The sequence below is a fragment of the Thermus scotoductus DSM 8553 genome (genome assembly GCF_000381045.1).
GTDB classification, from domain to species: domain Bacteria; phylum Deinococcota; class Deinococci; order Deinococcales; family Thermaceae; genus Thermus; species Thermus scotoductus.
This window is the reverse complement of sequence record NZ_KB905731.1, coordinates 55,191-82,100: the sequence shown is the minus strand read 5'-3', so window position 1 is coordinate 82,100 and position 26,910 is coordinate 55,191. Positions and strand designations below refer to the sequence as shown.

Below are 26,910 nucleotides of genomic sequence, written 5' to 3'. Positions count from 1 at the left end.
GGAGTTTAGCTCATGATCCTGGTCACCGGTTTCGAACCCTTTGGCGGTCTTAAACACAATCCCTCGGCCACCCTTCTAGAGCGATTACCCCAAGGGGTGGGTGACCATCCCCTCCACAAGGCCATCCTTCCCGTGGACTCCGCTGCACTTCCGGGGGTCCTGAGGAAGCTTCACGCACTGAAGCCTAAGGTGGTTCTCCATCTAGGCCTGGCGGAAGGAAGACCCCTCCTCAGCCTGGAGCGTCTGGCGATAAACCTCTTGGACTTCGAGCGCCCCGACAACCGGGGCATCCGATGGGAGGATACGCCGGTGGTACCTGGGGGACCCCTAGCCCTCGAGGCCCGCTTTCCCTTAAAAGAATCCCTCCGCCGACTTCGGGAAGCCGGGATACCCGCCAAACAAAGCCTCTCCGCAGGAAGCTATCTCTGTAACCAAGCCTTCTATTTGTCGCTTTTCCACCTGCCCCCCGAAGTTCCCGTAGGCTTCGTCCACCTTCCCCCTGATGAAACCCTTGCCCTGGAACGGGGTGGGGCCTACCTTCCCCTGGCGGAACAGGTAAGGGCAGTCACGCTTCTTCTGGACACCCTATTATGAGGATTCTCTTTCTTACCGACGCCAAGACCGTGGGGGGAAGCGAGATCTACCTCAAGGAGATGCTTCCCCGGCTTCGCCAGCTCGGCCTCGAGGCCGAGGCCGCCTTGCCCCTGGCAGAGGGCAACGCATGGATCCGCCAGGCTTTAGAAGCAAGGGGGGTACCTGTGCACGCCTACCGATCCTTCGAGGACCTCCCTTTGGGATATGACCGCGTGGTAGCCTCTGCCTGGTACCCCCAAAGCTACAAGAAGTTCTTCGCGAGATATACCCGCTTAACCCTCCTGATCCACGATCAGATCGAGATCTTTTATCCGCTCGGTCTCCGTTACGCATACCGATTGGGCTACCGCCTTCTCCAAGTTCCCAACCTAACCCGGGCCGAGGCCGTGATCACCGTCTCCCGCTGGGCAGCCCGGTGGTTGAAAGAAGTTCACGGGATTAGGAACGTCTATGCCGTTCCCAACGGGGTGGATACGGAACACTTCCGCCCCCCAGGACCCGGGGAAAAGGAAGCGCTCAGGAAACGCTATGGCCTCCAGAGGTTTTCCGTAATCGTACCCGCGCGAATGAGCCTGGAAAAGAACCATCTCGCTGTACTTCTCACCGCCAAGCTGTTACCTGAGGCCGATTTTTTGCTCGTGGGTACGGGAGAGCTAATGGGGCTTTGGCAAAAAACTGCCTGGTTCCTTAATCTAAAGAACGTGCACTTCCTCGGACGACGCACGGACATGCCAGAGCTGTACCGAGCGGTGGACGCCATGCTCCTCCCCACCCTAGGGGAGAACCAAAGCCTGGCCACCCTCGAGGCCATGGCTTCCGCTCTGCCCACGGTAAGCACACCTATCCCTGCACAACAAGAGCTGATCGTCAGCGGGCAAACAGGCCTGCTCACACCCCCGTGGCCCTCAGCTCTAGCCCGGGCCCTGCAAAATCTGCCCCTCCACCTTGGAAAGCAAGCGCGAGCCCACGTTCTTGCTCATCACACCCTGGAAAAAAGTGCGCACACCTTGGCCTCCGTTTTAGCGATATGCTGAGAGCTGCGTTCATAACCGATGCTCCTAGGATAGCTGGTAGCGAAATATGGCTTCTCGAAACGCTGCCAAAACTCCCGCAGCAAAGGATCAGCCCAGCCGTTTTTCTTCCTTCCTCGTCGGGGTTGGCTAGGCTTAAGGAACTTCTGGAAGCAAGGGGAGTCCCCACTCACACATACCCAAGCCATAACGCTCTCGTTCACCTCACTGAGAACTATGATGTCCGCATCCTCCAGGCGTGGTACCCAAAGACATATCTCCTTTTAAAGAAGCTTCCCTCTCCTAAGGCCGTGTTCCTACACGACCAGCTGGAATACCACTACCCGTTCGGAATTAAACGGCTATACCAACTCATCTACGGTGCCACCAAAGCATCTAAGCTTAAGGACGCCGATGCGGTGTTGGTAGGTACCCACTGGGCTGCCCATTATCTCCGCCGCCACTTTGGCCTAGAAACCCAAGTGGTGGCCGTGGGCGTAGACCCCGACCGTTTCCGCCCCCCCTCTCCAGAAGAGCGGCAAGCCCTTCGGTCCCTTTACCAATTCTCCCGCTTCACCCTTCTGACACCTGCCAGATTCACCCTGGAAAAGAATCACCTAGCCGTCCTTCTAACCGCGCGCCTCACGCCGGATGCCGATTTCGTCTTGGTGGGAGAAGGTTCCTGGTCCAAGGGCCTACGCTCCCTGGCCCGGGTTTTGAATTTGTCCAACGTAAGATTCCTGGGAAGAAGGGAAGACATCGCAGAGCTCTACCGAGCAGCGGACGCAGTGCTTTTCCCTACGCTTGCGGATAATCCAGGGCTGGTCATCTTGGAAGGTATGGCGTCCGGCTTACCCGTTATCACCAGTCCCTTCCCTCCTCAACAGGAAGTTATTTCACCCAGGGAAGGGTTGCTTGTGCCTCCCCATCCCAGGAACCTGAGCCAGGCTGTCCGCTGGCTGATGCAAAATCCCCAAAAAGCGCGTGAGCTGGGCGAAAAAGGCCGCCAGCGTATCCTTTCCGAAAGGAGCGTGGACGTTGGAGCGCTTATGTTGGCAGATGTGCTCCGCGCCCTATCCAAGGTCCCGTTGTAAAATCGTGGGCGCATGCGCCTCTACCGCGTAGGCCTCTTCACCGATGTCTACTTCCCCAACCCCAACGGGGTAACCACCAGCGTTTACCTCCTCCTTAGGGAGCTTAGGCGCATGGGGCACGAGGCCTGGGTGGTGGCACCCCACCATCCCGAGGCCCCTGAGCGCGAAGAAGGCGTGGTCCGGGTTCCTTCCGTGCCCTATCCCTTTTACGAGGGACAGCAGATTGCCCTGCCCTCCGCCCGCCACCTCCCCACGGAGTTTGAGGTCATTCATACCCACACCCCCCTAACCCTGGGCGTGTGGGGCCTCAGGATCGCGCGCAATAAAGAGCTCCCCCACGTATCCACCTTCCACACCCATTACGAAAAGTACGCCCACTACGTGCCAGGTCTCGCCGTCTTAGACAAATACACAGGAATCATTCCCAGGCTTGCCAAGGCTTTTTACAACCGGGTGGAGGTGGTCATCGCCCCCACCGAACCGGTAAAGCGGCTGGCAGAGGGCTACGGCATCCAAAGGCCCATACGGGTTATTCCCACGGGTATTGACAACCGTATCCTGGAAGAAGCACCCCTTCCCTCCCCCTCCCCCTGGCCCGAGGGAAAAAGGCGCCTCATCACCGTGGGCCGGCTGGGTAAGGAAAAGGCCTTTGACGTGGTCCTCAAGGCGGTGGCCGAGATGGCCCGGGAAGAGGATGTCTTCTTGGTTCACATAGGCGAGGGGCCGGAACTGGAAAACCTGAAGCGCTTGGCAGCCCACCTGGGCATACAGGACCGGGTGCGCTTCTTGGGCACGGTGCCCTACCGGTATATCGGTGGGTACTACCGGATGGCGGAGGTCTTTCTTTTTGCCAGCGAGACAGAAACCCAGGGGCTGGTGATCTGGGAGGCCCAGGCCATGGGGGTGCCGGTGGTGGCCGTGGGGGCAGAAGGGGTACTGGAGGGGGTAGTGGACGGCCAGACCGGGTACCTGGTGGCTCCAAAGGACTTCCAAGCCCTGGCAGCCAGGGCCTTGGAACTTCTGAAAGACGAGGAGAAGCGCCGACGCTTCAGCCTCGAGGCCCGAGCCTGGGCCATGGAACGCTCTGCGGAGCGGATCGCCGAAAAAATCGTGGCCGTATACGACGAAGCCAACGAGATCGTGCGGGTGGAACCCCGGAGGCTCATCTTTCCCTTCCCCCGTCTTCCCCGAAGTAGCCTCGAGGATCGCCCAAGAGATTTCTAACTTGCCGTACAAGAAACCTCCCCCAACCGCCCTTGAGCCTCCTCGGGGAGGTGAGGACCAAGGCCCTCGATGCGTAGCGCACTACTCCCACCTTTTTCAGCCTCCAACCCAACAACACATCCTCCTTGGCCTCCACCTCCGGGAAGCCCCCCACGCGAAGGGCGGCATCCCTCAGAACCATCATGTTGGCCCCGGCCACGTTGGGCCTTCCCATCCAGGCCATTAGGTGGAGAAACACCCGGTAACCCCATTCGGACACAAAGGCCGCCAGGGGCGGGACCCCGTAAAACCGCAGGGGTCCGTAAACCGCCACCGCCCCCTCCGCCCGTTCAGCCAGGTACTGAAGCCAGGTGGGCAAAGGTAGGGAATCGGCATCGGTCATGGCCACCCACTCCCCACGGGCGGCCAGAAGCCCCGCCTGGCGGGCGTAGGCTACCCCCTTCCGGGGGCAATACACCACCCGCACACCAAATCCCTCCGCCACCTCCCGGGTGCGGTCGGTGGAGGCATTGTCCACCACGATCACCTCAAAAGGCGGCAGCGTCTGCGCCAAAACCGCCTGCAAGGCTTTGGGCAAGAGTTCCTCTTCGTTGCGGGCGGGGATCACCACGCTGATGCGCACAGGTATACTTTAGCGTGTTTCGCTATCTGCCATGGGCCAGGGAAGGGCTTTTCGTATTCCTTCGCCTGGTCCTTGCCGTTGGCCTTATGGAGGGGGTGCGTAGCGGCTTCTTTGCCGGCCTTCTCCCCTTTTACGCTCCCGAGCACCTGGGGCTCGGCCCAGCGGCCTTCACTCTGGCCTTTACCTTTCACCAACTCTCGGAAAACCTCTCCAAAACCTTTGGCGGCCTCCTGGCGGAAAGGGTGGGGTTCGGGAAAACGGTAAGCCTGGCTGCCTTTGCCGGCTTCCTTACCCTCCTCCTCACCCCCATGGCCCACGCCGCTTGGCTCCTATGGGTCCTGGCCGTACTTTGGGGGCTTAGCATGTCCACCCTATACCCTGGACTCATGACCCTGGCCAGCCGCATCGCCGTGCCCGGGCGGGAGGCACGTGCCCTATCCTTTACCCTGACCCTGGTTATGCCCTGGGTGGGCATCGGCCTGGTGGGGGTGGGGCAGGTGGCCCAGAAAGAGCCGGAAGCCGCCCTCACTCTGCTCATGGTGGCCCAAGGCGTGGTCCTCCTCCTTGCCCTAAGCCTCTTCCCCTTCCGCATCCCCATTCCCAAAGCCGTGCGGGAACCATACCCCTATAAGCGGCTTCTATTCTTTCTGCCCGCCGCCTTTGGCCAGACCTTCGCCCCCGCCTTGGTTTCCCTCTTCATCCTTCGCCTTGCCAAGGAAGAACTGGCCCTAGAACCCATCGCCCTGGGGGGGCTTCTTTTGCTGGGGGGGGCCCTGGCCCTGGGCCTCCTCCCCTTGACCGGCAGACAGGTGGACCGCAAGGGCTACCGGTTCGCCCTGGTGGGCGGGCTTTTCCTCCTGGGGGTGGTAATGGTGTGGTTAGCCTTCACCCCAAGTTTCATGGAGCTAATCCTCCTTGTCCTCCTGGCCGGGGTGGGCTATAGCCTGTTTCTTCCCGGCTGGAATGGCTTTCTGGCCAAAAACCTGCCCCAGGAAAACCGGGCTGCCATCTGGGGCGGGCTGATGACCGTGGAGGGGCTAGGGATAGCCCTGGGACCAGCGGTGGGGGGATTGCTCTGGGAGGCCTTCGGGCTACGGGCCCCGCTCCTCACCGGAAGCGCCGTCTTCTTCCTGCTAAGCCTTTTCTATGCCGTTCTTTTCTGGAGGATGCGGTGGAACTGATTCTGGCCTTGATCCTTCTACTCTATGGGCTTTCCGACCTCCTCTTTCGCTTTCTGGGCCTCGGAGCCTATGCCCACGCCTCGAGGCGCACCCCCAAGGTGGCCCTGACCTTCGACGACGGCCCCTCGGAGAGGACGGAAGCCCTCTTGGAGCTTTTGCGCCAGCACGGGGTCACGGCCACCTTCTTCCTGACCGGGGAACGGGCCAAGGCCCGGCCGGACCTGGTGGAGGCCATCAAGCGCGAAGGCCACCAGGTGGAGGACCACGGGGAGTGGCACCAGGCCTGGAGGCTTTTCCTGCCCTGGGTGGAGTGGGAGCACATGCGCCGGAACCCCGGGCGCTACTACCGGCCTCCCCATGGACTCCACACCCCTTTTACCCGCCTCTTTGCCCGCCTCCTGGGCAAACGCATCGCCCTGTGGGACCTGGAAAGCAAGGACTGGCTGGACCTTCCTCCTGAGGCCCTGGCGGAAAGGCTTCTTTACTACCTGCGCCCAGGGTCCATCATCCTCCTCCACGACGGGCCGGAGCGCACCCTCAGGCTCCTGGAGCGGGCGCTTCCCGAGATGCTACGGCTGGGATACCAACCCGTCACCCTGGACGGCCTCGCCCCCTTACCCCTCACCCCGAGGCTCGCCCTTATCCGGGGGCTCCAGGGATTTGAGGAACGGTACAACGCCAAGCACCGGGTGGCCCGGGCGGGATACGGTCCCTTCGACCTCTTCCGGGTGGAGAAGAAGCCTTTTCCCGGACCCGATCTACCCGGGCTACCCCGGGGCACCCCCGCCTTGGAGCTCCATCTGGAAAGCCAGCGGAGCATGGAACTCTCCCCCCTCGAGGCCATCCGATACGTGCGAGAAAGCCTCAAGAAGGTGGCGGAACGGGTGGCTCAAGACCCCGAGGTGCGCTTGGTCTACGGCTACAGCTACCTGGCCCAGGGAGCCAGGCTCTTTGGCTTCCACACCCATCCCCTTCCCCCTTGGCCCCGTCTCGCGGCCACCTTGAGCAGCGCCTGGTTCCTTTGGCTGTACCGGGGGGAGCTGCCCAAACCCGACCGCTCCTGGGCCGAGCTGACCTACCTCAGCCGGGAGGAGGTTTTAAGGCGATTCCCACCGTCCACTCCCGCTTCCCCACCCCAGGCACCCGGTGAAGGGCAAACCCCGCCTCCTTGAGGGCCCGGCGGAAAACCCCTTGGGCGGAGTACGTGGCAAGCCTTCCCCCACGCCGCAAAGCCCGGTGAAGCCCCTTTAGAACAGGCAAGGACCAAGGCCCCGGATTCACCCGGGGGCTGAAGGGATCCAGGTAAACCGCCGTGGCCCAGTCCTGGGGAAGCTCCAAAGCCTCCACCTCCCCAAAGAGGATGCGAAGCTCGCCCCAAGGCCCAAGGAAGCAGGCATTAGGCCAGCCCTTAAGGATTTCCGCAAACACCTCTTCCGCCCTGGGAAGAGGGAGGCGCACCCGCGCGAGCACCTCCCGGGGCAGCGGCTCCCGTTCCACGGCCAAATAGCGGAGGTACACCCCCCGGCCCAGGGTGCTTTCCAGGGTCACGCGGAAGTTCACCAAAAGCCCTAGGCCCACCTCGAGGACCCTGGGAGCGGGATGGAGATGGGTGAGGGTCTTCTCCAGGTAAAGCCGCCTGGCCTGGAGCAAGGCTCCCTGCCGGGGATGGTAGGCCTCCCCGTACCGTGGGTGGAAGAGGGTGGGGGTTCCATCCTGGGTGAGGATGGGCTCCACTCCCGTAGAATAGCCCCCATGGAGCTCAGCCTTCTGGACAAGCTCTCGGGAACCCTGGCCAACGCCGCCACCGTGACCCTGGGCACAGGGCTTGGCCTTATGCTTCGGGGCCGGCTCCCCGAACGCATGGCCCGCATCATGGTCCAGGGGGTGGGGCTCACCACCCTTTTTATCGGATTCTCCATGGCCAGCGCCCTGGGAAAAGCCAGGGGTGGGGCCATAGACGGGGTGGTCCTGGGACTCATCGCCCTGGTGCTGGGAGGGCTTCTTGGGGAGTGGTGGCGGATTGAGGAAGCCCTCGAGGGAATAGGGGAGAAGATCAAGCGGGCGGTAAGGGGCGGGGGAAGCTTCACTGAGGGCTTCGTGGCCGCAAGCCTTCTCTTTTGCGTGGGCCCCATGACCCTTCTCGGCTCCATCCAAAACGGCCTGACCGGGGATCCCAGTATCCTTATTCTTAAGGCCACCCTGGACGGCCTTTCCGCCATCGCCCTCACCAGCTCTTTCGGCGTAGGCGTTGGGTTTAGCGTGCTGGTCATCCTCGGCTACCAAGGGGGTATCGCCCTTCTGGCCGGTACCCTGAGCCAGGTTCTCCCCGACCCCGCCCAGGATCCCCGGGTCCTCTTAGTGACCGGGGTAGGAGGGCTTATGGTCCTGGGGGTGGGGATCAACCTCCTGGGCCTCACCAAGGTGCGGGTGGGCTCCTTTCTTCCCGCCCTCCTCCTAGCCCCCTTGGTCTGGGCTTTGGCCAACCGGCTTTCGTAGGGCTTCCCGAGGGTAAAATGCGGGGCATGGAGCTATCCCCGGAGCTTCTGCGCAAGCTGGAAAGCCTTGCCAAAATCCGGCTTTCCCCCGAGGAGGAAGCCTTGCTGCTAACGGACCTCAAGCGGATCCTGGAGTTCGTGGACGCCCTTCCCCAGGTGGGGGAAGCCTGGGAGGAGGACGCCCAAGGCCACCTCAGGGAGGATGAGCCCCTTCCTTCCCTTTCCCAGGAAGAGGCCCTAAAAATAGCCCCCGAGGCTGAAGAGGGGTTTTTCCAGGTGCCCAAGGTGCTGGAGTAGCCATGGTGGACCTCAAGCATCTCCGCCGCAACCCCGAGGTCTATCGGGAAGCCATCCGCCTAAAGGGGGTGGCCCTGGATCTGGATGCCCTTCTGGCCCTGGACGCCGAGGTACAGGGCTTAAAGACCCGGCTCCAGGAGCTACAGACCGAGCGCAACCGCATCGCCAAGGAGGTCCCCAAGGCACCCCCTGAGGCGAGGCCCGACCTGGTGGCCCGGGGCAAGGCCCTGGCGGAGGAGGCCAAGAGGGTGGAGGAAGCCCTGCGGGAGAAGGAAGCCCAGCTCTGGGAACTTCTCCTTAAGGTGCCCCTTCCCCCCTGGCCAGGGGCTCCAGTAGGACCTGACGACTCCGCCAACGTGGAGATCAAGCGGGTGGGAACCCCACCAGAGTTTTCCTTCCCTCCCCTGGACCACGTGAGCCTCCTGGAGAAAAACGGTTGGTGGGAACCCAGGATCAGCCAGGTTTCGGGAAGCCGCACCTATGCCTTGAGGGGGGACTTGGCCCTCTATGAGCTGGCCCTGATCCGCTTTGCCATGGACTTCATGGTGCGAAAGGGCTACACTCCCTTGACCCTTCCCTCCTACGCCAGGGAGAAGGCCTTTATCGGCACCGGGCACTTCCCGGCCGCCAGGGATCAGGTCTGGCCCATCGCCGGCACGGACCTCTACCTCACGGGCACCGCCGAGGTGGTCTTAAACGCCCTTCATAGCGGGGAGATTTTGCAGCAGGAAGAGCTTCCCAAGCGGTACGCCGGCTACGCTCCCGCCTTCCGCTCGGAAGCGGGCAGCTTCGGCAAGGACGTGCGGGGCCTCATGCGGGTGCACCAGTTCCACAAGGTGGAGCAGTACGTGCTCACCGAGGCAAGCCTCGAGGCCTCGGACCAAGCCTTCCAGGAGCTTTTGCAAAACGCCGAGGAGATCCTCGGCCTCCTGGAGCTTCCCTACCGCCTGCTGGAGGTCTCCACAGGGGACATGGGCCCGGGGAAGTGGCGGCAGGTGGACCTGGAGGTCTGGGTCCCCTCGGAGGGGCGGTACCGGGAAACCCACTCCTGCTCGGCCCTTCTGGACTGGCAGGCCCGGAGGGCGGACCTCCGCTATCGGGACAAGGGAGGCAGGGTGCAGTACGCCTACACCCTGAACAACACGGCCTTGGCCACCCCCAGGATCCTGGTGATGCTTTTGGAAAACCATCAGCTTCCCGATGGACGGGTGAGGGTACCCGAGGCCCTTATCCCCTACCTGGGCAAGGAGGTGCTGGAGCCATGCGTCTAGAAGCTGCAGAGCTTAGGATCCTGGAGCTACCCCTGAAGTTCCGGTTTGAGACCAGCTTCGGGGTGCAGACCAAGCGAACCATCCTCCTCCTGAGGCTTTTCGGAGAGGGCCTCGAGGGTCTAGGGGAAGGGGTGATGGAGAAGCTTCCCCTCTACCGGGAGGAGACCGTGGCCAGCGCCCGCTACCTCCTGGAGGAGGTCTTCCTGCCCCAGGTTCTGGGAAAGGACTTTCCCAACCCTGAGGCCCTAAGCCAGGCCCTCGCCCCTTTCCGGGGAAACCCCATGGCCAAGGCGGTCCTGGAGATGGCCTTCTGGGACCTCTTTGCCAAGGGTTTGGGAAAACCCCTTTGGCAGGTCCTGGGCGGGGTACGGCAGGCGGTGGAGGTAGGCGTCTCCCTGGGCATCCAGCCCACAGTGGCGGACACCCTGAAGGCTGTGGAAAAGCACCTTTCCGAGGGGTACCGGCGCATCAAGCTCAAGATCAAGCCGGGCTGGGACTACGAGGTGCTGAAAGCCGTGCGCCAGGCCTTCCCGGAAGCCACCCTAACCGCCGACGCCAACAGCGCCTACCGCCTCTCCGACTTTCCCCGGCTGAAACGGCTGGACGAGCTCTTCCTGGATTACATCGAGCAACCCCTGGGCTACGATGACCTCCTGGACCACGCCCGGCTTCAACGGGAGATCGCCACCCCCATCTGCCTGGACGAAAGCCTCACCTCCGCGGAAAAGGCGAGAAAGGCCATGGAGCTCATGTCAGGAAAGGTGTTCAACATCAAGCCGGCCCGGCTTGGGGGCCATGGGGAAAGCCTCAAGGTCCACGCCCTGGCCCAAAGCGCTGGGATTCCCCTTTGGATGGGAGGAATGCTGGAGGCTGGGGTGGGCCGGGCCCACAACCTCCACCTGGCCACCCTGCCCGCCTTCACCAAGCCCGGGGACGTGAGCTCGGCCAGCCGCTACTGGGAGGAGGACATCGTGGAGGAGGCCCTCGAGGCGGAGGAGGGCCTTATGCCCGTGCCCGAGGGTCCAGGTATCGGCGTGCACCTGAAGCTTCCCTTGGTGGAGCGGATCACCCTATGGCAGAGGTACATGTCCGCGAGCTAAAGGGCCCTGAGGAGATGGAGGCCGTGGTGGAGCTCCAGCGGGAGGTCTGGGGCCGTGCGGAAAGCGATCTGGTGCCAAGGGGCCTTCTCATTGCGGTTCAGGATGAAGGGGGCCTGGTGGCGGGAGCCTTCGTGGAAGGGCGGATGGTGGGCTTCGTCTTTGGCTTCCCCACCCAAGACCCCACCCTGCAGCACTCCCACATGCTGGGGGTTCTGGAAGCCTACCGGGGCACGGGGGCCGCGCTTTGGCTAAAGCGCTTCCAGCGGGACTGGTGCCTGGCCCGGGGGATAAAGAAGGTGGTCTGGACCTTCGACCCCTTACGGGGGGTAAACGCCAACTTCAACCTGAGGAAGCTTGGGGCCACCGCCAAAACCTACCTTCCCGACCACTACGGCCCCATGACGGGCATCAACGCCGGGGCCCCCTCGGACCGGCTTCTGGCGGAGTGGGAGCTCCTTTCGGAAAGGGTCTACGCCCGCATCTACACCCCGCCGCCTGAACCCCTGCTGGAGGGGTTGCCCCAGACCAACCGGGTGGAGGCGGAAAAGCCCGTGGAGGCCTTCTTGGACCTCGAGGGCCCCCGTCTCCTTTTCCAAATCCCCGAGGACTGGGGAAGGATCCTGCGGGAAGACCCAGCCCTGGCGCTGGCGTGGCGGGAACATAGCCGCCTGGTCCTAGGCCACTACTTCGCCCAGGGCTACCGGGCCGTGGACTTCGCCCGAAACCCCAACCGCTATGTTCTGGCTAAGGACTGAGCTCTGGACCGCCGAGGTGGTCTACACGGGTTTCGGCACCCCCATGCTCCGGGGGGCCATAGCGGTCCAGGGACCCACCGTGGTGGGCCAGGGAAGCCTGGAGGAGCTTCGGGCGCGCTTCCCCCAGGCGGAAGTGGTCCCCAAGGGAAAGGCCCTCTTCCCACCCCCCGTGAACGCCCACACCCACCTGGATCTTTCCCTACACCCCCTTTACCGGGGTCCCTTTTCCGGCTTCATCCCCCATGTGGTGGCCCATAGGGAAAAGCGGGGCCTCGAGGCGGCAAAGCAGGGCCTGGAGGAACTCCTGCGCTCCGGGGCAGGGGCCTTCGCCGACGTGGTGTTCAAGGATGAGGTCATGGAGTTCCTGCTTCGGGAAAGCCCCCTGCCGGGGGTGGCCTTCTACGAGGTCTTCGCCCCGGATCCCGAGGACGCCGAGGAAGTGTTCCAGCAGGTCCAGGCTAAGGTCAAGGCCTGGCGGCGCCTGGAAGGACGGGTGAGGGTGGGGCTTTCCCCCCATGCCCCCTACTCGGTGAGCGCACCGCTGTTGCGGCGGCTCGCCCAGTACGCCAGGGCCGAGGGCCTTCCCCTCATGATCCACGCAGGGGAAAGCCAGGAAGAAGCAGCCTTCCTGCAAAAAGGAGAGGGGTTTTTAACCCAGATCCACGGACGCTTCAGCCGAACCCCCTTTGAACCCCCGGGCCTAACCCCTATCCGCTACCTTCAGGCCCTTGGCGCCTTGGGCCCCAACACCCTTTTGGTCCACGGGGTGCAGGTGGACGAGGAAGAGGTGAGGATGCTAGCGGATTCCGGCACCAAGGTCATCCTCTGCCCCCGGTCCAACGCTTACCTGCAGGTGGGGGAGGCTCCCATCCACCTCTACGCCCGCCATGGGGTGGAGCTGGCCCTGGGCACGGACTCCCGGGCCAGCAGCCCAGACCTGGACGTGAAAAACGAGGCCCTTTTCCTCTGGGAGAAGGTGGATCCCCGGGTTCTCATTCGGGCCCTGACCCGGGGAGGGTACCGGGCCCTGAGCCTTCCCACCCCCCGCCTGACCCGGGGAAGCCCCGCCAGTCTGGTACACTCCCTCTGATGCGCCCCTTGGGCCGCGGCCCCCAGCTCGGCTTCCCCTCCCTCTGGGACCAGGAGGTCCGGCATACGGGACCTCTCATCCTCTATAGCGCCTTCACCGGAGCCTTGGCCGGGCTCCTCCTGGCCTTTCTGAACGCCTTGCTTAGAGCCTTGACCGAGGCCTTGGGCCTTTTCTTCGGGTACCTGGCCCCCGAACCCCCCGGGGAAGGAGGCCTGGCCCAGGTCTTCACCGGACCATCCCTCTGGCCCCTTGCCTTCCTCCTGCCCCTCCTCTTCGCCCTCACCAGCTTCCTGGGAACCGGCCAGGGGCTTGCCGCCTTTCTTCTCCAGGCCCGGGAGGACCGGCCAAGCCCCCCCTCCTCCCACCTGCGGGCCGTGTTGGGAGGGATACTCCAGCTTTCCCTCTACTCCCCCATGGGGCGCGAGGGTCCCTTTGGGGTGCTGGGGCTTTGGCTGGGCCGGGGGCTGGACCGGCGCTTTCCTCGACTGGGTGGGGGGCTGGCCTTTGCCGGGCTTGCCGCCGGGCTTGGAGCCAGCCTCCATGCCCCGGTGGCCGGGGCCCTGCTGGCCACGGAAATCCTCTACCGGAGTCTCCTCCTCGAGGCCCGGGCCCTTACCCCAGCCTTGATCGGGGCCTTGGCGGGTTTTGCCGTCTACGGGGCCTTCTACGGCTACACTCCCCTTCTACCCTTCCAGGCCCAGGTGGATATGGGTGCCCTCCCCGCCGGCGCCCTGGTAGGGCTGGTGGCCGCTGCCCTGGCCACCCTTTGGGTGGAAGGTTCGCGCTTTCTGGAAGGCCGCATCCGCCCTCTTCCCTACCCCTGGCGCCATGCCCTCCTGGGCCTGGCCTTGGCCCTGGCCCTCCTCATTCTGCCCGAAGCCTTGGGGAGTGGCCTGGGCTGGGTAGCCGTGGCCACCACTCCCCTTCTGCCCCCCCTAGCCGTGCTGTCCCTCCTTTTCGCCAAGCTCCTCCTTCTCCTCCTGGCCAGCGGGATAAGGGCCTACGGGGGCCCCTACACCCCTGCCCTGGTCCTGGGAGGGCTCTTGGGAGCTTTCCTGGCCCATCTGCCGGGCCCGCTGGCCCTTCCTCCTGAAACCCTGGCCCTGGCCGGGGGTGTGGCGGTGCTGGCGGGGGTAGCCCGCGCTCCCTTCGCGGCCACCGTTCTGGCAGCGGAGTGGGGCGGGTACGCCACCTTGCCCCTGGTCCTTCCCGCAGTGCTCTTAGCCTACGTGCTCACCCCTGCCTACAATCCTGCGGAAGGCGTTAGGGAAGAGCAGGCCACGCCGGAGGGGAGTCCGTCTGAAACGCCTCCGCAAAGGGAACCCCCGTCTCCCGACCCCGAAGCCGCCGCTGAGCCCGAAAATCCTCGAGGGTAACCGGCCAGCCATAGAACTCCTGGTAGAAGCGGAACACCGCCTCCGCCACCTCCTGGGTGGTGGAAATGTCCACGTACACATAGGGCCGGCTAATATCCCGCCTCGGGTAGTGGTAAAGGCGCACCGGCTTCCGGTGCGCCTCCCCCACGAGTTTGGGTATGCGGCAAAACTTTAAGGCGGAAAGGACCGCCTGATGGGTGGCCCGGTGGTCAGGGTGGACGTCCAGGGGATCCCAGGTGATCACGGCATCCGGCCGAAACTCGGCCATCAACCGAGCCAAGGCCAGGGCTTCCTCCCTGCCCCCGGTGAGAAAGGTATCGCGAAAGGGTAGAAAACGGTACTCGGCCCCGATCAACCGGGCCACATGGGCCCCGTGCCCCTCCCGTATCTCGGCCACCCCGTCCTCTTCCAGCTCCCCGAACTGGCTCGCCAACTCCCCCTTGGTCATCCAGACCAAAAGCACCCGGTCCCCCCGCCGGGCGTGGAGGGCCAGGGTGCCTGAAGCCCCGATCTCGTCATCGGGATGGGCGAACACCGCCATCAGATTCACAACTCCCAGTCTACCCGTCTTGTGCCAACGGCCTAAACCCCTTAGCATGGAGCCCAACTATGGTCCGGGGCATCAGGGGTGCCATCACCGTGGAGGAGGATACGCCGGAGGCCATCCATCAAGCCACGCGGGAGCTTCTCCTTAAGATGCTGGAGGCAAACGGCATCCAAAGCCACGAGGAGCTGGCAGCCATCATCTTCACGGTTACGGAGGACCTACATTCGGCCTTTCCCGCCGAGGCCGCCCGCCAGATAGGCATGCACCGGGTTCCCCTGCTGTCCGCCCGGGAGGTGCCGGTGCCGGGAAGCCTGCCCCGGGTGATCCGGGTCCTGGCTCTTTGGAACACCGACACCCCCCAGGACCGGGTGCGCCACGTGTACCTAAGGGAGGCGGTGCGGCTTAGGCCCGATCTGGAAAGCGCCCAATGAGCCTTGACACCCTGGCCCCTTGGGCGTACCCTAAAAAGGGAGGTGCAGGATGAAAAAGGCATATCTGGCTTGGGGGATAGCGGCGCTTCTCAGCCTAGGAGTGGCCCAGCAGGCGGGGGGCCTCACCCTGGAAAGGGTGGAGGCCCTGCGGCAGGAAGCCCGGAAGGCCTACCCCGTAGGATTCGTGGACCTCGCGCCCTGGAAGCGGGCCTTGGAGGCCGCGGAGGCCCTGGCGAAGCAAAACCCCAACGACCTCCGGGCCCTCCGTCTTTTGGCCGAGATCTACACCGAGACCCAGTGGGCCATCCGCGCCTGGGAGGCCTGGATGAACTATCGGGAAAAGGGGGGCACCTGGGACGAGGCCGCCAGGCAGGCGGCGGCCAAGGTGGCCCGGACCCTGGCCTTCTACGCCAACCAGCGCGGGGACCGGGCCGAGGCCGAGCGCTGGGCAGCCCAGGCCCAGGCGGTGGAGACGGGCCAGTAGGCCTAGGGCAGACGGAAGAGGAGGACCCGACCTTCCCCCCCACTTGTGGCCAAGGTGGGGGTTTGGGGGTGGAAATCCAGCCCGTACACCGGACCGGTATGCCCCACGTAAACCCGCTCCAAAAGGCCCGCCTCGAGGTCGTAGAGGCGCACCTCCCGGTCCTGCCCTCCGGAGGCTAGGTAACGGCCGTCCGGACTGAAGGCCAGGCTCAAGGTCAGGTCCTTGTGGGCGTAGAGGAGCCGGGGTTCAGGCCCGCCCGGGGCCAGGAGGTCCAAAAGCCTCACCCCCCCGTCCGCCGAAGCCACGGCGAGGTAGCGGCCGTCGGGGCGGAAGGCCAGGGCGTAGACCGGCCCTCCCGGGACCCGGATCTCCCCCCGCTTCCCTGGGAGGGTGAGGTCCCACACCTCCACCCGGCCCACGGAAAGCCCCAAGCCGAGAACCCTCCCCCCGGGGCTTTGGGCTGCGGAGAAGAGGTAAGGGCTTAAGGAGCGAGTGGCCAGGACCTTTCCCGTGGCAGGGTCAAACAGGGTGAGGTTTCCGCGGAGCTGGAGGCCGAAGAGGCGGCCCCTTGAGTCAAAGCCCACCTTGAGGAAAGCCGGCCCCTTGCCCAAAGCCCGGAGGAAACGGCCCTGGGCATCGTAAAGGCGCAGCGTCCCATCCCCCGAGGCCGAGGCGAGGTAGCGGCCGTCGGGGCTGAAGGCCAGGTCGCGCACGTAGGAGGCGTGCCCCTTGAGGTCCAGGGGGGGGCGACCCGGGGGGAGGAAGCGGACCTGCCCGGCCTCATCCCCCAGGGCCAAGACCCCCTGGGGACCGTAGGCCAAGGCGTAGACCAAGCCCTTTCCTCCCTTAAGGGCTTCCCCCTGGGGGTCATAGCGCAGGAGTTCGGCGGTGAAGGCCCCCAGGCCCCCTTCCCCCACCTCCACCCGGGCCTCGTAGGCCAGGTAGGTCCCCCCAGGCTCCTCGAGGCGCAGGCGGAGAAGGTGGCGGCCCGGGGCGGCCTGGACCTCGAGGGGGCAGGTCCCCAAGAGGCTACTGTCCCAGAAGACCTGGGCGGGCCTGGCCTCTCCCCGGAAGCGGCAGTCCAGCTGAAAGGCCGGGGCGAGGGTCTGGGCCAGGGCCGGGAGGAGGAGGGGCAAGAGGCCAAGCGCCCTCATCCCAACACCTCCCCCCAGGGGGTGGGCGCCTTGGGGCGCACATAGCCCGTGTCCATCTGGGCAAGCTGCAAGAGGCCGGAGTACTCCTCGTTCACCGCATGCCAGTAGGTGTACTCCTCTATGACCCAAATCCCGGATTCCCGGGCCCCGTTGCCGCTGGCCTTTACCCCACCGAAGGGCAGGTGGGCCTCGGCGCCCACGGTGGTGTTGTTGATGCTGGTCATGCCCGCCCGGATGCCCACCTTGAAGAGGTAGGCCCAGTGGCGGTGGTTGGTGTAAATGGCGCTGGATAGGCCGTAGGGTGTAGCGTTGGCCACCTCGATGGCCTCCTCGATGCCGTCCACCTTAACCAGGTTGATGGTGGGGCCGAAGATCTCCTCGGCGAACTGGCGCATGTCGGGCCTGGCCTCCCAGACCGTGGGCCAGCCGTAAAGACCCGCCTCGGGGTCGCCCTGGAAGCGGGGGTAGGGGTTTTGCCGGGTGATCCGCCCCTTGCCAAAGAGCAAGGTAGCCCCATCCTCCTGCCCCCAGGTGTAGTGTTCCAGCCAGCGCTGGAACAGGCGCTCGTTGATGAAGGGGCCGTAGGTGACCTCGAGGTGGAGAAGAGGGTTTCCCACCACCGTGGCCTCGGTCCTTTCCAGGAAGCGCTTCTTGAACTCCTCGTAGATGGGGGCATCCACCAGGATGTTCCCCGCCGAGGTGCACCGCTGCCCCCCGGTGGCAAAGGCGCTCCACCAGGCCCCTTCCACCGCCAAATCCAGATCGGCATCCCGCATCACCACCAGGGGGTTCTTTCCCCCAAGCTCCAAGGTGGGCCGGATCAGGTTCCGCCCCGCCACCTCCCCGATCCAGCGCCCCACCTTGGTGCTGCCGGTGAAGGCGAACTTGTTGAGGACACCCTCGTCCATGAGTTCCACCAGCCACTGGCCCGTGGAGTCCTTGCCCCCGCCGAAGACCACGTTGATAACCCCAGGGGGCAGGCCAGCTTCCTCAAAGAGCTTGACGAAGATGTAGGAGAGGGTGGGGGAGTCGTCGGAAGGCTTCCACACCACGGTATTCCCGGTGAGCACCGCCGGAATCAGCTTCCAGCTGGGCACGGCGATGGGGAAGTTCCCGGCAGTGATCATCCCCACCACCCCCAAAGGCCTGCGGAAGGTGAAGAGCTCCTTGTCCCGCATCTCGCTGGGGACCGTCTGGCCGTAAAGCCTCCGGCCCTCGGAGGCAAAGAATATGGCGGTGTCTATGGCCTCCTGGACATCTCCCCCCGCCTCCTTGAAGGTCTTCCCCACCTCCCTGACCATCAGCCGGGTCAGGGTGGGCTTCTCCCGTTCCAGGATCTTGGCCAGGTTAAAGAGCACCTGCCCCCGCACAGGCGCAGGGGTCTGGCTCCACTCCTTGAAGGCCTCCCGCGCCTTTAGGGCGGCTTTCCTCAGGGTTTCCTTGGTGCCCTCGGGAAAACGGGCCACCAGGTCCTCGAGGTCCGAGGGATTCCGCCTCTCCAGAACCCTCCCTTCAAAGACCTCCTCCCCCCCGATGAGGTGACCGAACTCCAGGGTGTTCCCGTACTTGCTGGAAAAAGCCCTCATGACAACCTCCAAGGGGATTTTACCCCTGGCCGAACTTGGCCTTGAGGGCCCTTAGGGTGGCCGGGGGCACCAGCCTGGACACATCCCCCCCGTAGCGGGCGATCTCCTTGACCATGGTGCTGGACACAAAGGAGTACCGGGTGGCGGCCAGGATGAAGAGGGTTTCCAAGCCCGGCAAAAGCTGGCGGTTCAGGTGGGCCATCTGGAGCTCGTACTCGTAGTCGGAAACCGCCCTCAGGCCCTTGACGATGGCCTGGGCCCCCACCTGCCTCACGAAATCCACCAGAAGGCCGGAAAAGGTGCGGGCCTCCACGTTGGGCAGGTGGGCGGTGGCCTCCCGCACGATGTTGAGCCGCTCCTCGGCGGTAAAGAGGTACTGCCCCCGCTTGTTGGGGTTTTCCAGCACCGCCACCGTAACCCGGTCAAAGAGGCGGCTTGCCCGCTGGATCACGTCCAAATGGCCGTTGGTAAGGGGATCAAAGCTTCCGGGATAGACCACGTGCATCTAAGCCTCCACCAGGGTGAGGGCGTTTTCCCCGTAAACCCGCCGCTCCCCGAAGGGCAGGTGCAGGTCCTTAGGGTGCTGCAGGATGTAAAGGCCCCCCTTCTCCACCAGGCCGCTTTCCAGGAGGGCCTGGAAGGCCTGGACCAGGTCCAGGGGATAGGGCGGGGCCATGAAGGCCACCGTGTAGCGTTCGCCCCGGGCCTTGGCCTCCGGCAGGAAGACCTCCACGGGAAGGGGAACGATCCGGGCCCGAAGCCCCGTGCGGCGGAGGTTTTCCTTAAGGAGGGCCACCGCTTCCTGGTCCTTCTCCACCAGGGTGGCCTCAAAGCCCTCGCTGGCCGCCTCGAGGCCCACCGCCCCGCTCCCCGCATAGAGGTCCAGGAACCGACCCCGCTTGGGGTAGCGCAGGCGCAGGTAGTCAAAAAGAGCCTTCCGCAGGCGCACGGGGGAGGGCCTGGCCGAAGCCGGCACCTTCAAGGGCACCCCCTTGGCCTTGCCGCCCAGGATCCTCACCACGCTTCCTAGCTTAAAGCTCCAGGACCAGGCGGCAAAGCCTGTCCACCCCGCTGGAAACCTCTTCCAGGGTGATGAGGAGGTCCAGGTGGGCCAAGGTGGTGGCCCGGCTTTCCGCGCGGCCACTCTCCAAACGGCTCAGGTGGGCCCGGCGCAGGCGATCCAGAAAGGCCGCCACCTCCCTTTCCTCGGACAAAACCCCCTCCGCCAGGGCCTTATCCCCCGTGGCCAAGGCGGCCGCCATGCGCTCGAGGCGGCCCAGCACCAACCTTCCCGCCTCCAAAAGGTCCTCCTTGCCTTCCGGGCTAAAGGTCAGGCCCTGGGCCCAAAGCTTCTCCGCCTGGCGCACCACCCTTCGCACCAGATCCCCCAGGTGCTCAAGCTCGCTTGCGGCCACGAAAAACCGCACCGCCCGTTCCTCCTGGGTGCGGGTGGAAAGCTCGGCGGTATAGAGGACCACCTCCCGGGTAAGCCGGTCCACCTTGTCCTCTAAAGCCTCCAGCTCCGCCTCGCCCCCTTCCTCCTGGGCCAGGACGCGCACCGCCCGCGCCAGCATGTTCCGCACGGCATCCGCCACCCGGCCAAGCTCCCGCTGCACCAGGGCGTAGGCCAGGCTAGGGGTTTCCAAAGCCTCCAGGGAAAGGTACTTGGGGCTAACGGTGCGGCGGGGAAAGAGACCTTCGGTAAGGCGCAGGTAACGCCCCTGGAGGGGAAGAAAGGCTATGGCGTAGGCTAGGTGGCTTAAGAGGTGGAGCCCCACCACCCCCACGCTCCCAAGCGGCCCAAGCAGAACCAAAAAAGGCAGGGAAAAGAGAAAGCGATGCCCCAAAAGGACCACCCCCAAGGCCCATCCCTCCCGCCTGCCCCCCAAGGCCGCCAGAAAAAGGGCCCCCGAAACCCCCACCCCCGCCCCCAGGGTCAAGGCCATGCTCCCCTCCTGTCCCAAAAAGGGCATAAGGGCAAGGGCCAAGGCCGCTACCCCGTTGGCGGTTCCCAGGAAAAAGGCCAGGACGATCCCCACCAGGTACAGGGCCCATGGACCTGGATTAAGCAGGCTCAAAAGGGGCGCAAAAGCCTTGGCCCCCTGGCCCATCTCCAAAAAGCCCAGGAAAAGAAGGCCCAAGCCCAAAAGAACCAACCCGCCGCTTCGGCTTCCCCGGAAGAGGAAAAGAGGGAGGCCCAAAGCCAGCAGGACCTCGGCCACCTCCCTTTGCGCCAGGGCCACCACCCCCACCCAGGCGCCGGCCCCAGCGGTGGCAGCCAGGGAAAGGAGGGCGGCCTGCCCCAGGGAGAAGATCCCCCCTTCCAAAAGCCCCAGGGCCAGGAGGGAAAGGCCGGTGCCGCTACCCGAAAGAAGCCCCAGGAGAAGACCGGAAAGCAGAAGGCTCCCCGGCCTGGAAAAGGCCCGGGCCAACAGGTACCTCTTTCCCTTGACCGAGGAAAGCCCTTCCCCGATCAGGTGCAACCCCAAAAGCAAAAGGGCAAGGCCCGCCAGAAAGCCCACGGGAGGAGTATACGAAAAGCCGGCCCGAGGGCCGGCCTTCTGGTCGGGGAGACTGGATTTGAACCAGCGACCCCCTCGTCCCGAACGAGGTGCGCTACCGGGCTGCGCTACTCCCCGTAGCGGAATTCAGTATAGAGGAGGAGGGCCAAAAGGTCAAAGGGTGTTGACGGCCAAGCCCCAAACCCCTACACTGACCCTTAACCGCGCCGGGGCGCGGCGAAAACCAGCCCGTTCTCTTATCCAGAGCGGTGGAGGGTACGGCCCTGTGAAACCGCGGCAACCTCCCATCCCTTCCGTTTCATGGCCGGATGCGGGTGGGGCTGGTGCCAAGGCCGGCCCGGGTGGGGGAAACGCCCGGGGACGATAAGAGAGGGGGGTAAGCGCCACGCCCAACCCCTTCTAGGCGAGAGAACGGTGCCCTTGCACTTCCCGCCAGAAGGGGCCTTCTTATTGGCCCCTTCCCAAGCGCCCCAGGCGGGTTCTTGGAAAGGAGGCCAAGGATGCGCTTTGAAACCTTGCAGCTCCATGCCGGCTACGAGCCCGAGCCCACCACCTTAAGCCGCCAGGTGCCCATCTACCCCACCACCAGCTACCTTTTCCAGAGTCCCGAGCACGCCGCCAACCTCTTCGCCTTGAAGGAGTTCGGGAACATCTATAGCCGCATCATGAACCCCACGGTGGAGGTGCTGGAACGGCGTCTGGCGGCCCTCGAGGGGGGCAAGGCTGCGCTGGCCACCTCTTCGGGCCACGCCGCCCAGTTCCTGGCCCTCACCACCCTGGCCCAGGCGGGGGACAACATCGTTTCCACTCCGAACCTGTACGGGGGCACCTTCAACCAGTTCAAGGTAACCCTGAAGCGGCTTGGAATAGAGGTGCGCTTCACCTCCAGGGAAGAGCGCCCCGAGGAGTTCTTAGCCCTCACCGACGGGAAAACCCGGGCCTGGTGGGTGGAGTCCATCGGCAACCCCGCCCTGAACATCCCGGACCTCGAGGCCCTGGCCCAAGCCGCCCGGGAAGTGGGGGTAGCCCTTTTCGTGGACAACACCTTCGGCATGGGGGGCTACCTCCTTAGGCCCCTGGAATGGGGAGCGGCGGTGGTAACCCATTCCCTCACCAAGTGGGTGGGAGGGCACGGGGCGGTGATCGCCGGGGGCATAGTGGACGGGGGGAACTTCCCCTGGGACAACGGCCGCTACCCCCTCCTCACCGAGCCCCAGCCCGGGTACCACGGCCTCAGGTTGGTGGAGGCCTTTGGGGACCTGGCCTTCATCGTGAAGGCCCGGGTGGATGGGCTTCGGGACCAGGGACAGGCCCTGGGGCCCTTTGAGGCCTGGGTGGTGCTTCTCGGCATGGAAACCCTTTCCCTACGGGCGGAGCGCCACGTGGAAAACACCCTCCACCTGGCCCACTGGCTTGCGGAGCAACCCCAGGTGGCCTGGGTGAACTACCCGGGCCTCCCCCAGCATCCCCACCACGCCCGCGCCCAGAAGTACTTCCGGGGGAAACCGGGAGCTGTCCTCACCTTTGGCCTGAAGGGAGGGTACGAGGCCGCCAAGCGCTTCATCTCCCGCCTTAAGCTCATCTCCCACCTGGCCAACGTGGGGGATACCCGTACCCTGGCCATCCACCCCGCCTCCACCACCCACTCCCAGCTCTCCCCGGAGGAGCAGGCCCTGGCGGGGGTTTTGCCGGAGATGGTGCGCTTGAGCGTGGGCCTCGAGCATGTGGACGACTTGAAAGCGGAGCTTAGGGAGGCCCTGGCATGAGCGAGATCGCCCTGGAAACCTGGGGGGAGCACGAGGCCCTCCTCCTCAAGCCTCCCCGCTCCCCCCTTTCCATCCCCCCTCCCAGGCCCCGCACCGCCGTGCTCTTCCCCAGGCGGGAAGGGTTTTACACCGAGCTTGGGGGCTTCCTGCCCGAGGTGCGCCTCCGGTTTGAAACCTACGGCCGGCTTTCCCGGCTTAGGGACAACGCGGTCTTGGTCTTCCACGCCCTCACGGGAAGCGCCCACCTGGCAGGCACCTACGACGAGGCCACCTTCCAAAGCCTCTCCCCCCTGGAGAAGGCCTTCGGCCCCCAAGGGTGGTGGGATTCCCTGGTGGGCCCCGGGCGGATCCTGGACCCTGCTCTCTACTACGTGATCTCCGCCAACCACCTGGGAAGCTGCTATGGCTCCACCGGACCTCTCACCCTAGACCCCCGCACGGGAAGGCCCTACGCCAAGGAGTTTCCTCCCCTTACCATCCGCGACCTGGCCCGGGCCCAGGCAAGGCTTTTGGACCACCTGGGGGTGGAGAAGGCCATCGTGATCGGGGGAAGCTTGGGCGGCATGGTGGCCCTGGAGTTCGCCCTCATGTACCCGGAAAGGGTGAAGAAACTGGTGGTCCTGGCCGCTCCCGCAAGGCATGGCCCCTGGGCCCGGGCCTTCAACCATCTAAGCCGCCAGGCCATCCTCCTAGACCCTGAGTACCATGCCGGTCATCCTGCCCCCAAGGGCATGGCCCTGGCCCGGGGCATCGCCATGATGAGCTACCGGGCACCCAAGGGCTTTGAAACCCGCTGGGGCCAGGAGCCCGAAAAGGGGGAAACCTACCTGGACTACCAGGGGGAGAAGTTCCTTAAGCGCTTCCATGCGGAAAGCTACCTGGTTCTCTCCCGGGCTATGGATACCCACGATGTGGGCCGGGGAAGGGGTGGGGTGGAGGAAACCCTGAAGCGGCTAAAAAACCTGCCCTCCCTCTTCGTGGGCATAGACACCGACCTCCTCTACCCCGCCGAGGAGGTGCGGCAGGTGGCCCGCTTAAGCGGAGGAAGGTACCGGGAGATCCGTAGCCCCCACGGCCACGACGCCTTCCTGATCGAAACCGACCAGGTGGAGGCCATCCTGGATTCCTTCCTGCCCTGAGGGGCCCGGCTACTTCCCCACGCAGAAATTCTGGAAAACCCGGGCCACCACCTCCTCGGAAACCTCCTTCCTGCCCCTCAAGGAAGCCAGGGCCTTGAGGGCCTCCTCGAGGGCCAATCCCATAAGGTCCTCCGGGAGGTTTTTCGCCTCCAAAAGCCTCTCCCTGGCCTGATGAAGGGCCTCGATCTGCCGCTCGCTCAGGAGGTACTCCCCTCCCCCCCTGCCCAAAAACGCCTCCCGGATGGCCTCCTTAAGCTGGCCTAATCCCTCCCCCGTCACGCTGGACACCGGGATAAACTCCGCATCCTCCCAAAGGGGAGGTAGGTCCGCCTTGGTGGCCACCTTCAAGGTCCTTGGGGGTAAGGGAGGAAGGGAAGGCCTGGGAGCCGAGCGGTCGGCCACGTAGAGCACGAGATCGGCTTCCTCAGCAATTCTTAAAGCTCTTTCCACCCCTGCCCGCTCCAGGGGATCCAAGGTGTCCCGAATGCCCGCTGTGTCCACCGCCACCAGGGGGATGCCGAAGAGCTCCAAAGGCGCTTCCAGGTAGTCCCGGGTGGTGCCGGGGATGGGGGAAACCAAGGCCCGCTCGTAGCCCAGAAGGGCGTTTAGAAGCGAGCTTTTGCCCGCATTGGGAGCTCCGATCAAGGCCAGGCGGGCCCCCCGTTGGGCCAGGCGGGAGGACCTTGCCTGGGCAAGGAGGGCCTCCACCTCCTCCAGCACCTCCCCAATCCCTCGTCTAGCCTCGAGGGGCTCCACCCCCTCCTCGGGATAGTCCAGAAGGGCCTGGATGTGGGCAAGAAGGGAAAGAAGCCTATCCTCCAAGGCGGCGATTTTCCGGGAGAAGCTCCCCTCGAGGCTCCTCAAAGCCTGGCGGCGGGCCAGGTCCCCTTCCGCCTCCACCAGGGCCAAGACCGCCTCCGCCTGCGCCAGGTCCAGCTTCCCGTTCATGTAGGCCCGGAAGGTGAACTCCCCAGGACCAGCCAGCCGGGCTCCCGCCTTCACCAGGGCCTCCAGGACCCTCCTCAGCACCGCCATCGAACCATGGGTGTGGAACTCGCAGGCATCCTCCCCCGTGTAGGACCTGGGGGCTCGGAAGACCAAAAGCAGGGCTTGGTCCAACACCTCCCCGGTTTCCGGGTCCACCACCTCCCCCAGGGTAAAGCGCCCCCCTTTCAGCTTCCTGGGGTCCTTTCCCCGCCACACCCGGCTTGCCACCTCCAGGGCTCCCTCCCCGGAAAGCCGCACCACCCCGATGGCCCCCTTGCCCAAGGGAGTGGCGATGGCGCAGATGGGGTCCTTCAGGGTCATGGGCTAGAGGGCTTTCTCCAGGGCCTCGAGGGTAAGGGCCACATCCTCCTCCTTATGCGCCACGGACAGAAAGGCCGCCTCAAAGTTGGAGGGCGGCCAGTACACCCCCCGGTCCAACAGGCCGTGGAAGAAGCGCTTGAAGAGCTCCGTATCCGTGCGCCTGGCCTCCTGGAAGGTGGCCACGGGCCCTTCGGTGAAGAAAACCGTGATCATGGAGCCCAGGCGGTTTACCGTGTGGGGAAGACCCTTTTGGGAAAGCACCTCCTTGAGCCCTGCCTCCAGCCTGGCCCCCAGGGTTTCCAGGTACCCGTAGTAGCCGGGATTCCTCTCCAGGATCTCCAGGGTAGCCAGGCCCGCGGCCATGGCCAGGGGATTCCCCGAAAGGGTTCCCGCCTGGTAGACGGGTCCCAAGGGGGCCACCTCTTCCATGATCTCCCGCCTGCCCCCGTAGGCGGCGGCGGGAAGGCCGCCTCCCAGGATTTTGCCCAGGGTGATGAGATCGGGCTTAAGCCCAAGCCGCTCCGTGGCCCCACCGAAGGCCAGGCGAAAGCCCGTCATCACCTCGTCGGCGATGAGGAGGATTCCGTACTCCCGGGCCTGGTGCAAGGCCTTGAGGAACTCCTCCGTGGGGATAAGGACCCCGGCGTTGCCCACCACCGGCTCAAAGATGATGGCGGCGATCTCCTCACCCCGTGCCCTAAGAAGCTCCCTAAGCCCCTCGGGATCGTTGTACTCCAGGACCAGGGTAAGGCTGGCGTACTCCTCGGGCACCCCGGCGCTGCTGGGCACGCCCAAGGTGAGGGCTCCACTTCCCGCCTCCACCAAAAGGCCATCCGCATGCCCGTGGTAGTTGCCCCGGAACTTGACGACATACTTTCTCCCTGTATATCCCCTGGCCAGGCGCAAGGCGCTCATGGTGGCCTCGGTCCCCGAGTTCACGAAACGCACCAGCTCCACCTGGGGAAAGGCCCGCTTCACCGCCTTGGCCAGCTCGGCCTCGAGGGGATGGGGAGCCCCGAAGGTCAGGCCCTGCTCCGCCACCTCCTTCACCCTCCTGACCACCTCCGGGTGGGCGTGGCCCAGAATCAAGGGCCCCCAGCTCAGCACGTAGTCCACGTACCGGTTCCCATCGGCGTCCCACACGTAGGCTCCCTCCCCCCGCACCAGGAAGGGAGGGGTACCCCCCACCGCCTTGAAGGCCCTAACAGGGCTGGAAACCCCGCCCGGGATGTGGGCTTGCGCCTCGGAAAAAAGCCGCTCGGAAATGGGCCTCTCCATACCCTTCACTTTACGCCAGTGGAAAGCCGTGGCCAAACCCCCCGGCCATGTAACCAAAGGATGCCCAGCCCCTGAACCTACGTGGTAAGGTTCCTTATGAGCATGCGGGGCAAAGATGGCCTTTTCGGGGTCGAAAAGGCCCATACTCCTAGGCTCCTCGTCTACATAGACGGCAGCTGCCCTCTCTGCACCAGAGCAGGGCACTTAATCCTGCGCCTGGACCTTCTTGGCCTCTGCCAGGTTACCTCGTACCGCAAAGACTCAGGCTTCGAAGGCTTCGGCCTCACATCCCAAGCCCTAGATCGAGAAATCCACGTGGTATGGCAAGCAGGGGAGAAACATGAGGTTGCCCGAGGCTTCGACGCCCTCGTCTTGCTGGCCAAATTCCTTCCTCCCCTCTGGCCTTTCCTGCCTGCGCTTGCCCTCCTCAAGTTAACCGGCCTCGGGCCTAAGGTGTACCGCTGGCTTGCGGAAAACCGAACACTTATCCCAGACATAGGATGTAAGGGTGGAGCGTGCACCCCAAAGGACACGCGGTTTCCCCTCGAATAAGGGCACTACCCCCCTGGCTCGTCGACTCCCCAGC

Annotated in this window: 28 protein-coding genes, 1 tRNA gene and 1 riboswitch; of the genes, 18 read left to right on the top strand and 11 right to left on the bottom strand. The window is 64.6% G+C overall.

Annotated elements, in window-relative coordinates; genetic code table 11:
• Positions 1-12 precede the first annotated feature (12 nt).
• From F604_RS0101930 to F604_RS0101915, 4 genes are read left to right on the top strand one after another with little or no spacing between them, the layout of a single operon-like run.
• Entirely contained in the window at positions 13-594 is a 582-nt protein-coding gene (locus tag F604_RS0101930; RefSeq protein ID WP_015717218.1) for a pyroglutamyl-peptidase I, read from the top strand.
• Positions 591-1,628 (top strand): glycosyltransferase family 4 protein, encoded by a 1,038-nt coding sequence (locus F604_RS0101925; protein ID WP_019550196.1) that lies wholly within the window; start codon positions 591-593, stop codon positions 1,626-1,628. The genes F604_RS0101930 and F604_RS0101925 overlap by 4 nt, the downstream gene beginning before the upstream one ends.
• Positions 1,622-2,698, top strand: a complete 1,077-nt coding sequence (locus F604_RS0101920) for a glycosyltransferase family 4 protein (protein ID WP_020700618.1) — start codon at positions 1,622-1,624, stop codon at positions 2,696-2,698. Before F604_RS0101925 ends, F604_RS0101920 begins: the two co-directional genes overlap by 7 nt.
• A 12-nt stretch (positions 2,699-2,710) precedes the next feature.
• On the top strand, positions 2,711-3,922 hold the full coding sequence (locus F604_RS0101915) for a glycosyltransferase family 4 protein (protein ID WP_019550194.1): 1,212 nt from the start codon (positions 2,711-2,713) through the stop codon (positions 3,920-3,922).
• Here the strand turns inward: F604_RS0101915 and F604_RS0101910 are convergent.
• On the bottom strand, positions 3,861-4,544 hold the full coding sequence (locus tag F604_RS0101910) for a glycosyltransferase family 2 protein (RefSeq protein WP_019550193.1): 684 nt from the start codon (positions 4,542-4,544) through the stop codon (positions 3,861-3,863). The genes F604_RS0101915 and F604_RS0101910 overlap by 62 nt on opposite strands.
• A 14-nt stretch (positions 4,545-4,558) precedes the next feature.
• On the opposite strand from F604_RS0101910, the gene F604_RS0101905 reads away from it, so the two are divergent.
• The gene (locus tag F604_RS0101905) at positions 4,559-5,725 is read left to right on the top strand and encodes an MFS transporter (RefSeq protein WP_019550192.1); all 1,167 of its coding nucleotides are present in this window, start codon (positions 4,559-4,561) and stop codon (positions 5,723-5,725) included.
• The gene (locus F604_RS0101900; RefSeq protein WP_019550191.1) at positions 5,716-6,897 is read left to right on the top strand and encodes a polysaccharide deacetylase family protein; all 1,182 of its coding nucleotides are present in this window, start codon (positions 5,716-5,718) and stop codon (positions 6,895-6,897) included. The genes F604_RS0101905 and F604_RS0101900 overlap by 10 nt, the downstream gene beginning before the upstream one ends.
• Here the strand turns inward: F604_RS0101900 and mnmC2 are convergent.
• A complete protein-coding gene (gene mnmC2, locus F604_RS0101895) occupies positions 6,806-7,459 on the bottom strand; it encodes a tRNA (5-methylaminomethyl-2-thiouridine)(34)-methyltransferase MnmC2 (RefSeq protein ID WP_019550190.1) in 654 nt (217 codons plus the stop codon). The two genes, F604_RS0101900 and mnmC2, sit on opposite strands and share 92 nt — an antisense overlap.
• Positions 7,460-7,477: 18 nt before the next feature.
• Between mnmC2 and F604_RS0101890 the strand changes: the two genes are divergently transcribed.
• From F604_RS0101890 to F604_RS0101860, 7 genes are read left to right on the top strand one after another with little or no spacing between them, the layout of a single operon-like run.
• Positions 7,478-8,221 (top strand): DUF554 domain-containing protein, encoded by a 744-nt coding sequence (locus tag F604_RS0101890; RefSeq protein ID WP_026328915.1) that lies wholly within the window; start codon positions 7,478-7,480, stop codon positions 8,219-8,221.
• A 26-nt stretch (positions 8,222-8,247) separates the two neighbouring features.
• Entirely contained in the window at positions 8,248-8,517 is a 270-nt protein-coding gene (gene gatC / locus F604_RS0101885; RefSeq protein ID WP_211209614.1) for an Asp-tRNA(Asn)/Glu-tRNA(Gln) amidotransferase subunit GatC, read from the top strand.
• Positions 8,518-8,519: 2 nt separating this feature from the next.
• Positions 8,520-9,788 carry a serine--tRNA ligase gene (serS, locus tag F604_RS0101880; RefSeq protein ID WP_019550187.1) on the top strand — a complete coding sequence of 423 codons (1,269 nt, stop codon included), beginning with the start codon at positions 8,520-8,522 and terminating at the stop codon, positions 9,786-9,788.
• Positions 9,779-10,888, top strand: a complete 1,110-nt coding sequence (gene menC, locus F604_RS0101875) for an o-succinylbenzoate synthase (protein ID WP_019550186.1) — start codon at positions 9,779-9,781, stop codon at positions 10,886-10,888. The genes serS and menC overlap by 10 nt, the downstream gene beginning before the upstream one ends.
• Positions 10,861-11,643, top strand: a complete 783-nt coding sequence (locus F604_RS0101870) for a GNAT family N-acetyltransferase (RefSeq protein WP_026328914.1) — start codon at positions 10,861-10,863, stop codon at positions 11,641-11,643. Before menC ends, F604_RS0101870 begins: the two co-directional genes overlap by 28 nt.
• Positions 11,624-12,733: an amidohydrolase family protein gene (locus F604_RS0101865; protein ID WP_019550184.1), complete on the top strand. Its 1,110-nt coding sequence runs from the start codon at positions 11,624-11,626 to the stop codon at positions 12,731-12,733. The genes F604_RS0101870 and F604_RS0101865 overlap by 20 nt, the downstream gene beginning before the upstream one ends.
• Positions 12,733-14,109 (top strand): chloride channel protein, encoded by a 1,377-nt coding sequence (locus tag F604_RS0101860; RefSeq protein WP_019550183.1) that lies wholly within the window; start codon positions 12,733-12,735, stop codon positions 14,107-14,109. Before F604_RS0101865 ends, F604_RS0101860 begins: the two co-directional genes overlap by 1 nt.
• Here F604_RS0101860 and F604_RS0101855 read toward each other — a convergent pair.
• A complete protein-coding gene (locus tag F604_RS0101855) occupies positions 13,997-14,650 on the bottom strand; it encodes a PIG-L deacetylase family protein (protein WP_019550182.1) in 654 nt (217 codons plus the stop codon). The two genes, F604_RS0101860 and F604_RS0101855, sit on opposite strands and share 113 nt — an antisense overlap.
• 68 nt (positions 14,651-14,718) lie before the next feature.
• On the opposite strand from F604_RS0101855, the gene aroH reads away from it, so the two are divergent.
• Positions 14,719-15,087, top strand: coding sequence for a chorismate mutase (aroH, locus tag F604_RS0101850; RefSeq protein ID WP_019550181.1), 369 nt, complete (start codon positions 14,719-14,721; stop codon positions 15,085-15,087).
• Positions 15,088-15,136: 49 nt separating this feature from the next.
• Positions 15,137-15,571 carry a hypothetical protein gene (locus F604_RS0101845; protein ID WP_019550180.1) on the top strand — a complete coding sequence of 145 codons (435 nt, stop codon included), beginning with the start codon at positions 15,137-15,139 and terminating at the stop codon, positions 15,569-15,571.
• A gap of 2 nt (positions 15,572-15,573) precedes the next feature.
• On the opposite strand, the gene F604_RS0101840 is transcribed toward F604_RS0101845, so the two are convergent.
• The 6 genes from F604_RS0101840 to F604_RS0101815 form a co-directional block, all read right to left on the bottom strand.
• Entirely contained in the window at positions 15,574-16,725 is a 1,152-nt protein-coding gene (locus F604_RS0101840) for a WD40 repeat domain-containing protein (protein ID WP_019550179.1), read from the bottom strand.
• Positions 16,722-18,311, bottom strand: coding sequence for an aldehyde dehydrogenase family protein (locus tag F604_RS0101835; RefSeq protein WP_019550178.1), 1,590 nt, complete (start codon positions 18,309-18,311; stop codon positions 16,722-16,724). The genes F604_RS0101840 and F604_RS0101835 overlap by 4 nt, the downstream gene beginning before the upstream one ends.
• Positions 18,312-18,330: 19 nt before the next feature.
• A complete protein-coding gene (coaD, locus tag F604_RS0101830; protein ID WP_019550177.1) occupies positions 18,331-18,816 on the bottom strand; it encodes a pantetheine-phosphate adenylyltransferase in 486 nt (161 codons plus the stop codon).
• The gene (locus F604_RS0101825) at positions 18,817-19,332 is read right to left on the bottom strand and encodes an RsmD family RNA methyltransferase (RefSeq protein WP_019550176.1); all 516 of its coding nucleotides are present in this window, start codon (positions 19,330-19,332) and stop codon (positions 18,817-18,819) included.
• Between the two features lie 10 nt (positions 19,333-19,342).
• Positions 19,343-20,833, bottom strand: coding sequence for a PhoU domain-containing protein (locus F604_RS0101820; RefSeq protein ID WP_019550175.1), 1,491 nt, complete (start codon positions 20,831-20,833; stop codon positions 19,343-19,345).
• A 40-nt stretch (positions 20,834-20,873) separates the two neighbouring features.
• Positions 20,874-20,950, bottom strand: a tRNA-Pro gene (locus tag F604_RS0101815).
• 116 nt (positions 20,951-21,066) lie between these two features.
• A riboswitch (SAM riboswitch) is annotated at positions 21,067-21,203 on the top strand.
• A 130-nt stretch (positions 21,204-21,333) separates the two neighbouring features.
• On the opposite strand from F604_RS0101815, the gene F604_RS0101810 reads away from it, so the two are divergent.
• Together F604_RS0101810 and metX are read left to right on the top strand one after the other, a co-directional pair.
• Complete coding sequence (locus tag F604_RS0101810) at positions 21,334-22,599, top strand: O-acetylhomoserine aminocarboxypropyltransferase/cysteine synthase family protein (protein ID WP_019550174.1); 1,266 nt, start codon at positions 21,334-21,336, stop codon at positions 22,597-22,599.
• Positions 22,596-23,738, top strand: coding sequence for a homoserine O-acetyltransferase MetX (gene metX / locus F604_RS0101805; protein WP_019550173.1), 1,143 nt, complete (start codon positions 22,596-22,598; stop codon positions 23,736-23,738). Before F604_RS0101810 ends, metX begins: the two co-directional genes overlap by 4 nt.
• Positions 23,739-23,747: 9 nt before the next feature.
• On the opposite strand, the gene mnmE is transcribed toward metX, so the two are convergent.
• Complete coding sequence (gene mnmE / locus F604_RS0101800) at positions 23,748-25,046, bottom strand: tRNA uridine-5-carboxymethylaminomethyl(34) synthesis GTPase MnmE (protein WP_019550172.1); 1,299 nt, start codon at positions 25,044-25,046, stop codon at positions 23,748-23,750.
• 3 nt (positions 25,047-25,049) lie between these two features.
• Positions 25,050-26,324, bottom strand: a complete 1,275-nt coding sequence (gene hemL / locus F604_RS0101795; RefSeq protein WP_026328913.1) for a glutamate-1-semialdehyde 2,1-aminomutase — start codon at positions 26,322-26,324, stop codon at positions 25,050-25,052.
• A 96-nt stretch (positions 26,325-26,420) separates the two neighbouring features.
• Here hemL and F604_RS11765 point away from each other — a divergent pair, with 96 nt between their 5' ends.
• The gene (locus F604_RS11765) at positions 26,421-26,876 is read left to right on the top strand and encodes a thiol-disulfide oxidoreductase DCC family protein (protein ID WP_051080479.1); all 456 of its coding nucleotides are present in this window, start codon (positions 26,421-26,423) and stop codon (positions 26,874-26,876) included.
• Positions 26,877-26,910 lie beyond the last annotated feature (34 nt).

Bases quoted from the DNA above. Each gene is read 5' to 3' on its own strand.
- F604_RS0101930 (WP_015717218.1), top strand. From the start codon at position 13: ATGATCCTGGTCACCGGTTTCGAACCCTTTGGCGGTCTTAAACACAAT.
- F604_RS0101925 (WP_019550196.1), top strand. From the start codon at position 591: ATGAGGATTCTCTTTCTTACCGACGCCAAGACCGTGGGGGGAAGCGAG.
- F604_RS0101920 (WP_020700618.1), top strand. From the start codon at position 1,622: ATGCTGAGAGCTGCGTTCATAACCGATGCTCCTAGGATAGCTGGTAGC.
- F604_RS0101915 (WP_019550194.1), top strand. From the start codon at position 2,711: ATGCGCCTCTACCGCGTAGGCCTCTTCACCGATGTCTACTTCCCCAAC.
- F604_RS0101890 (WP_026328915.1), top strand. From the start codon at position 7,478: ATGGAGCTCAGCCTTCTGGACAAGCTCTCGGGAACCCTGGCCAACGCC.
- gatC (WP_211209614.1), top strand. From the start codon at position 8,248: ATGGAGCTATCCCCGGAGCTTCTGCGCAAGCTGGAAAGCCTTGCCAAA.
- serS (WP_019550187.1), top strand. From the start codon at position 8,520: ATGGTGGACCTCAAGCATCTCCGCCGCAACCCCGAGGTCTATCGGGAA.
- menC (WP_019550186.1), top strand. From the start codon at position 9,779: ATGCGTCTAGAAGCTGCAGAGCTTAGGATCCTGGAGCTACCCCTGAAG.
- F604_RS0101870 (WP_026328914.1), top strand. From the start codon at position 10,861: ATGGCAGAGGTACATGTCCGCGAGCTAAAGGGCCCTGAGGAGATGGAG.
- F604_RS0101865 (WP_019550184.1), top strand. From the start codon at position 11,624: ATGTTCTGGCTAAGGACTGAGCTCTGGACCGCCGAGGTGGTCTACACG.
- F604_RS0101860 (WP_019550183.1), top strand. From the start codon at position 12,733: ATGCGCCCCTTGGGCCGCGGCCCCCAGCTCGGCTTCCCCTCCCTCTGG.
- F604_RS0101855 (WP_019550182.1), bottom strand. From the start codon at position 14,650: ATGGCGGTGTTCGCCCATCCCGATGACGAGATCGGGGCTTCAGGCACC.
- aroH (WP_019550181.1), top strand. From the start codon at position 14,719: ATGGTCCGGGGCATCAGGGGTGCCATCACCGTGGAGGAGGATACGCCG.
- F604_RS0101845 (WP_019550180.1), top strand. From the start codon at position 15,137: ATGAAAAAGGCATATCTGGCTTGGGGGATAGCGGCGCTTCTCAGCCTA.
- F604_RS0101840 (WP_019550179.1), bottom strand. From the start codon at position 16,725: ATGAGGGCGCTTGGCCTCTTGCCCCTCCTCCTCCCGGCCCTGGCCCAG.
- F604_RS0101835 (WP_019550178.1), bottom strand. From the start codon at position 18,311: ATGAGGGCTTTTTCCAGCAAGTACGGGAACACCCTGGAGTTCGGTCAC.
- coaD (WP_019550177.1), bottom strand. From the start codon at position 18,816: ATGCACGTGGTCTATCCCGGAAGCTTTGATCCCCTTACCAACGGCCAT.
- F604_RS0101810 (WP_019550174.1), top strand. From the start codon at position 21,334: ATGCGCTTTGAAACCTTGCAGCTCCATGCCGGCTACGAGCCCGAGCCC.
- metX (WP_019550173.1), top strand. From the start codon at position 22,596: ATGAGCGAGATCGCCCTGGAAACCTGGGGGGAGCACGAGGCCCTCCTC.
- mnmE (WP_019550172.1), bottom strand. From the start codon at position 25,046: ATGACCCTGAAGGACCCCATCTGCGCCATCGCCACTCCCTTGGGCAAG.
- hemL (WP_026328913.1), bottom strand. From the start codon at position 26,324: ATGGAGAGGCCCATTTCCGAGCGGCTTTTTTCCGAGGCGCAAGCCCAC.
- F604_RS11765 (WP_051080479.1), top strand. From the start codon at position 26,421: ATGAGCATGCGGGGCAAAGATGGCCTTTTCGGGGTCGAAAAGGCCCAT.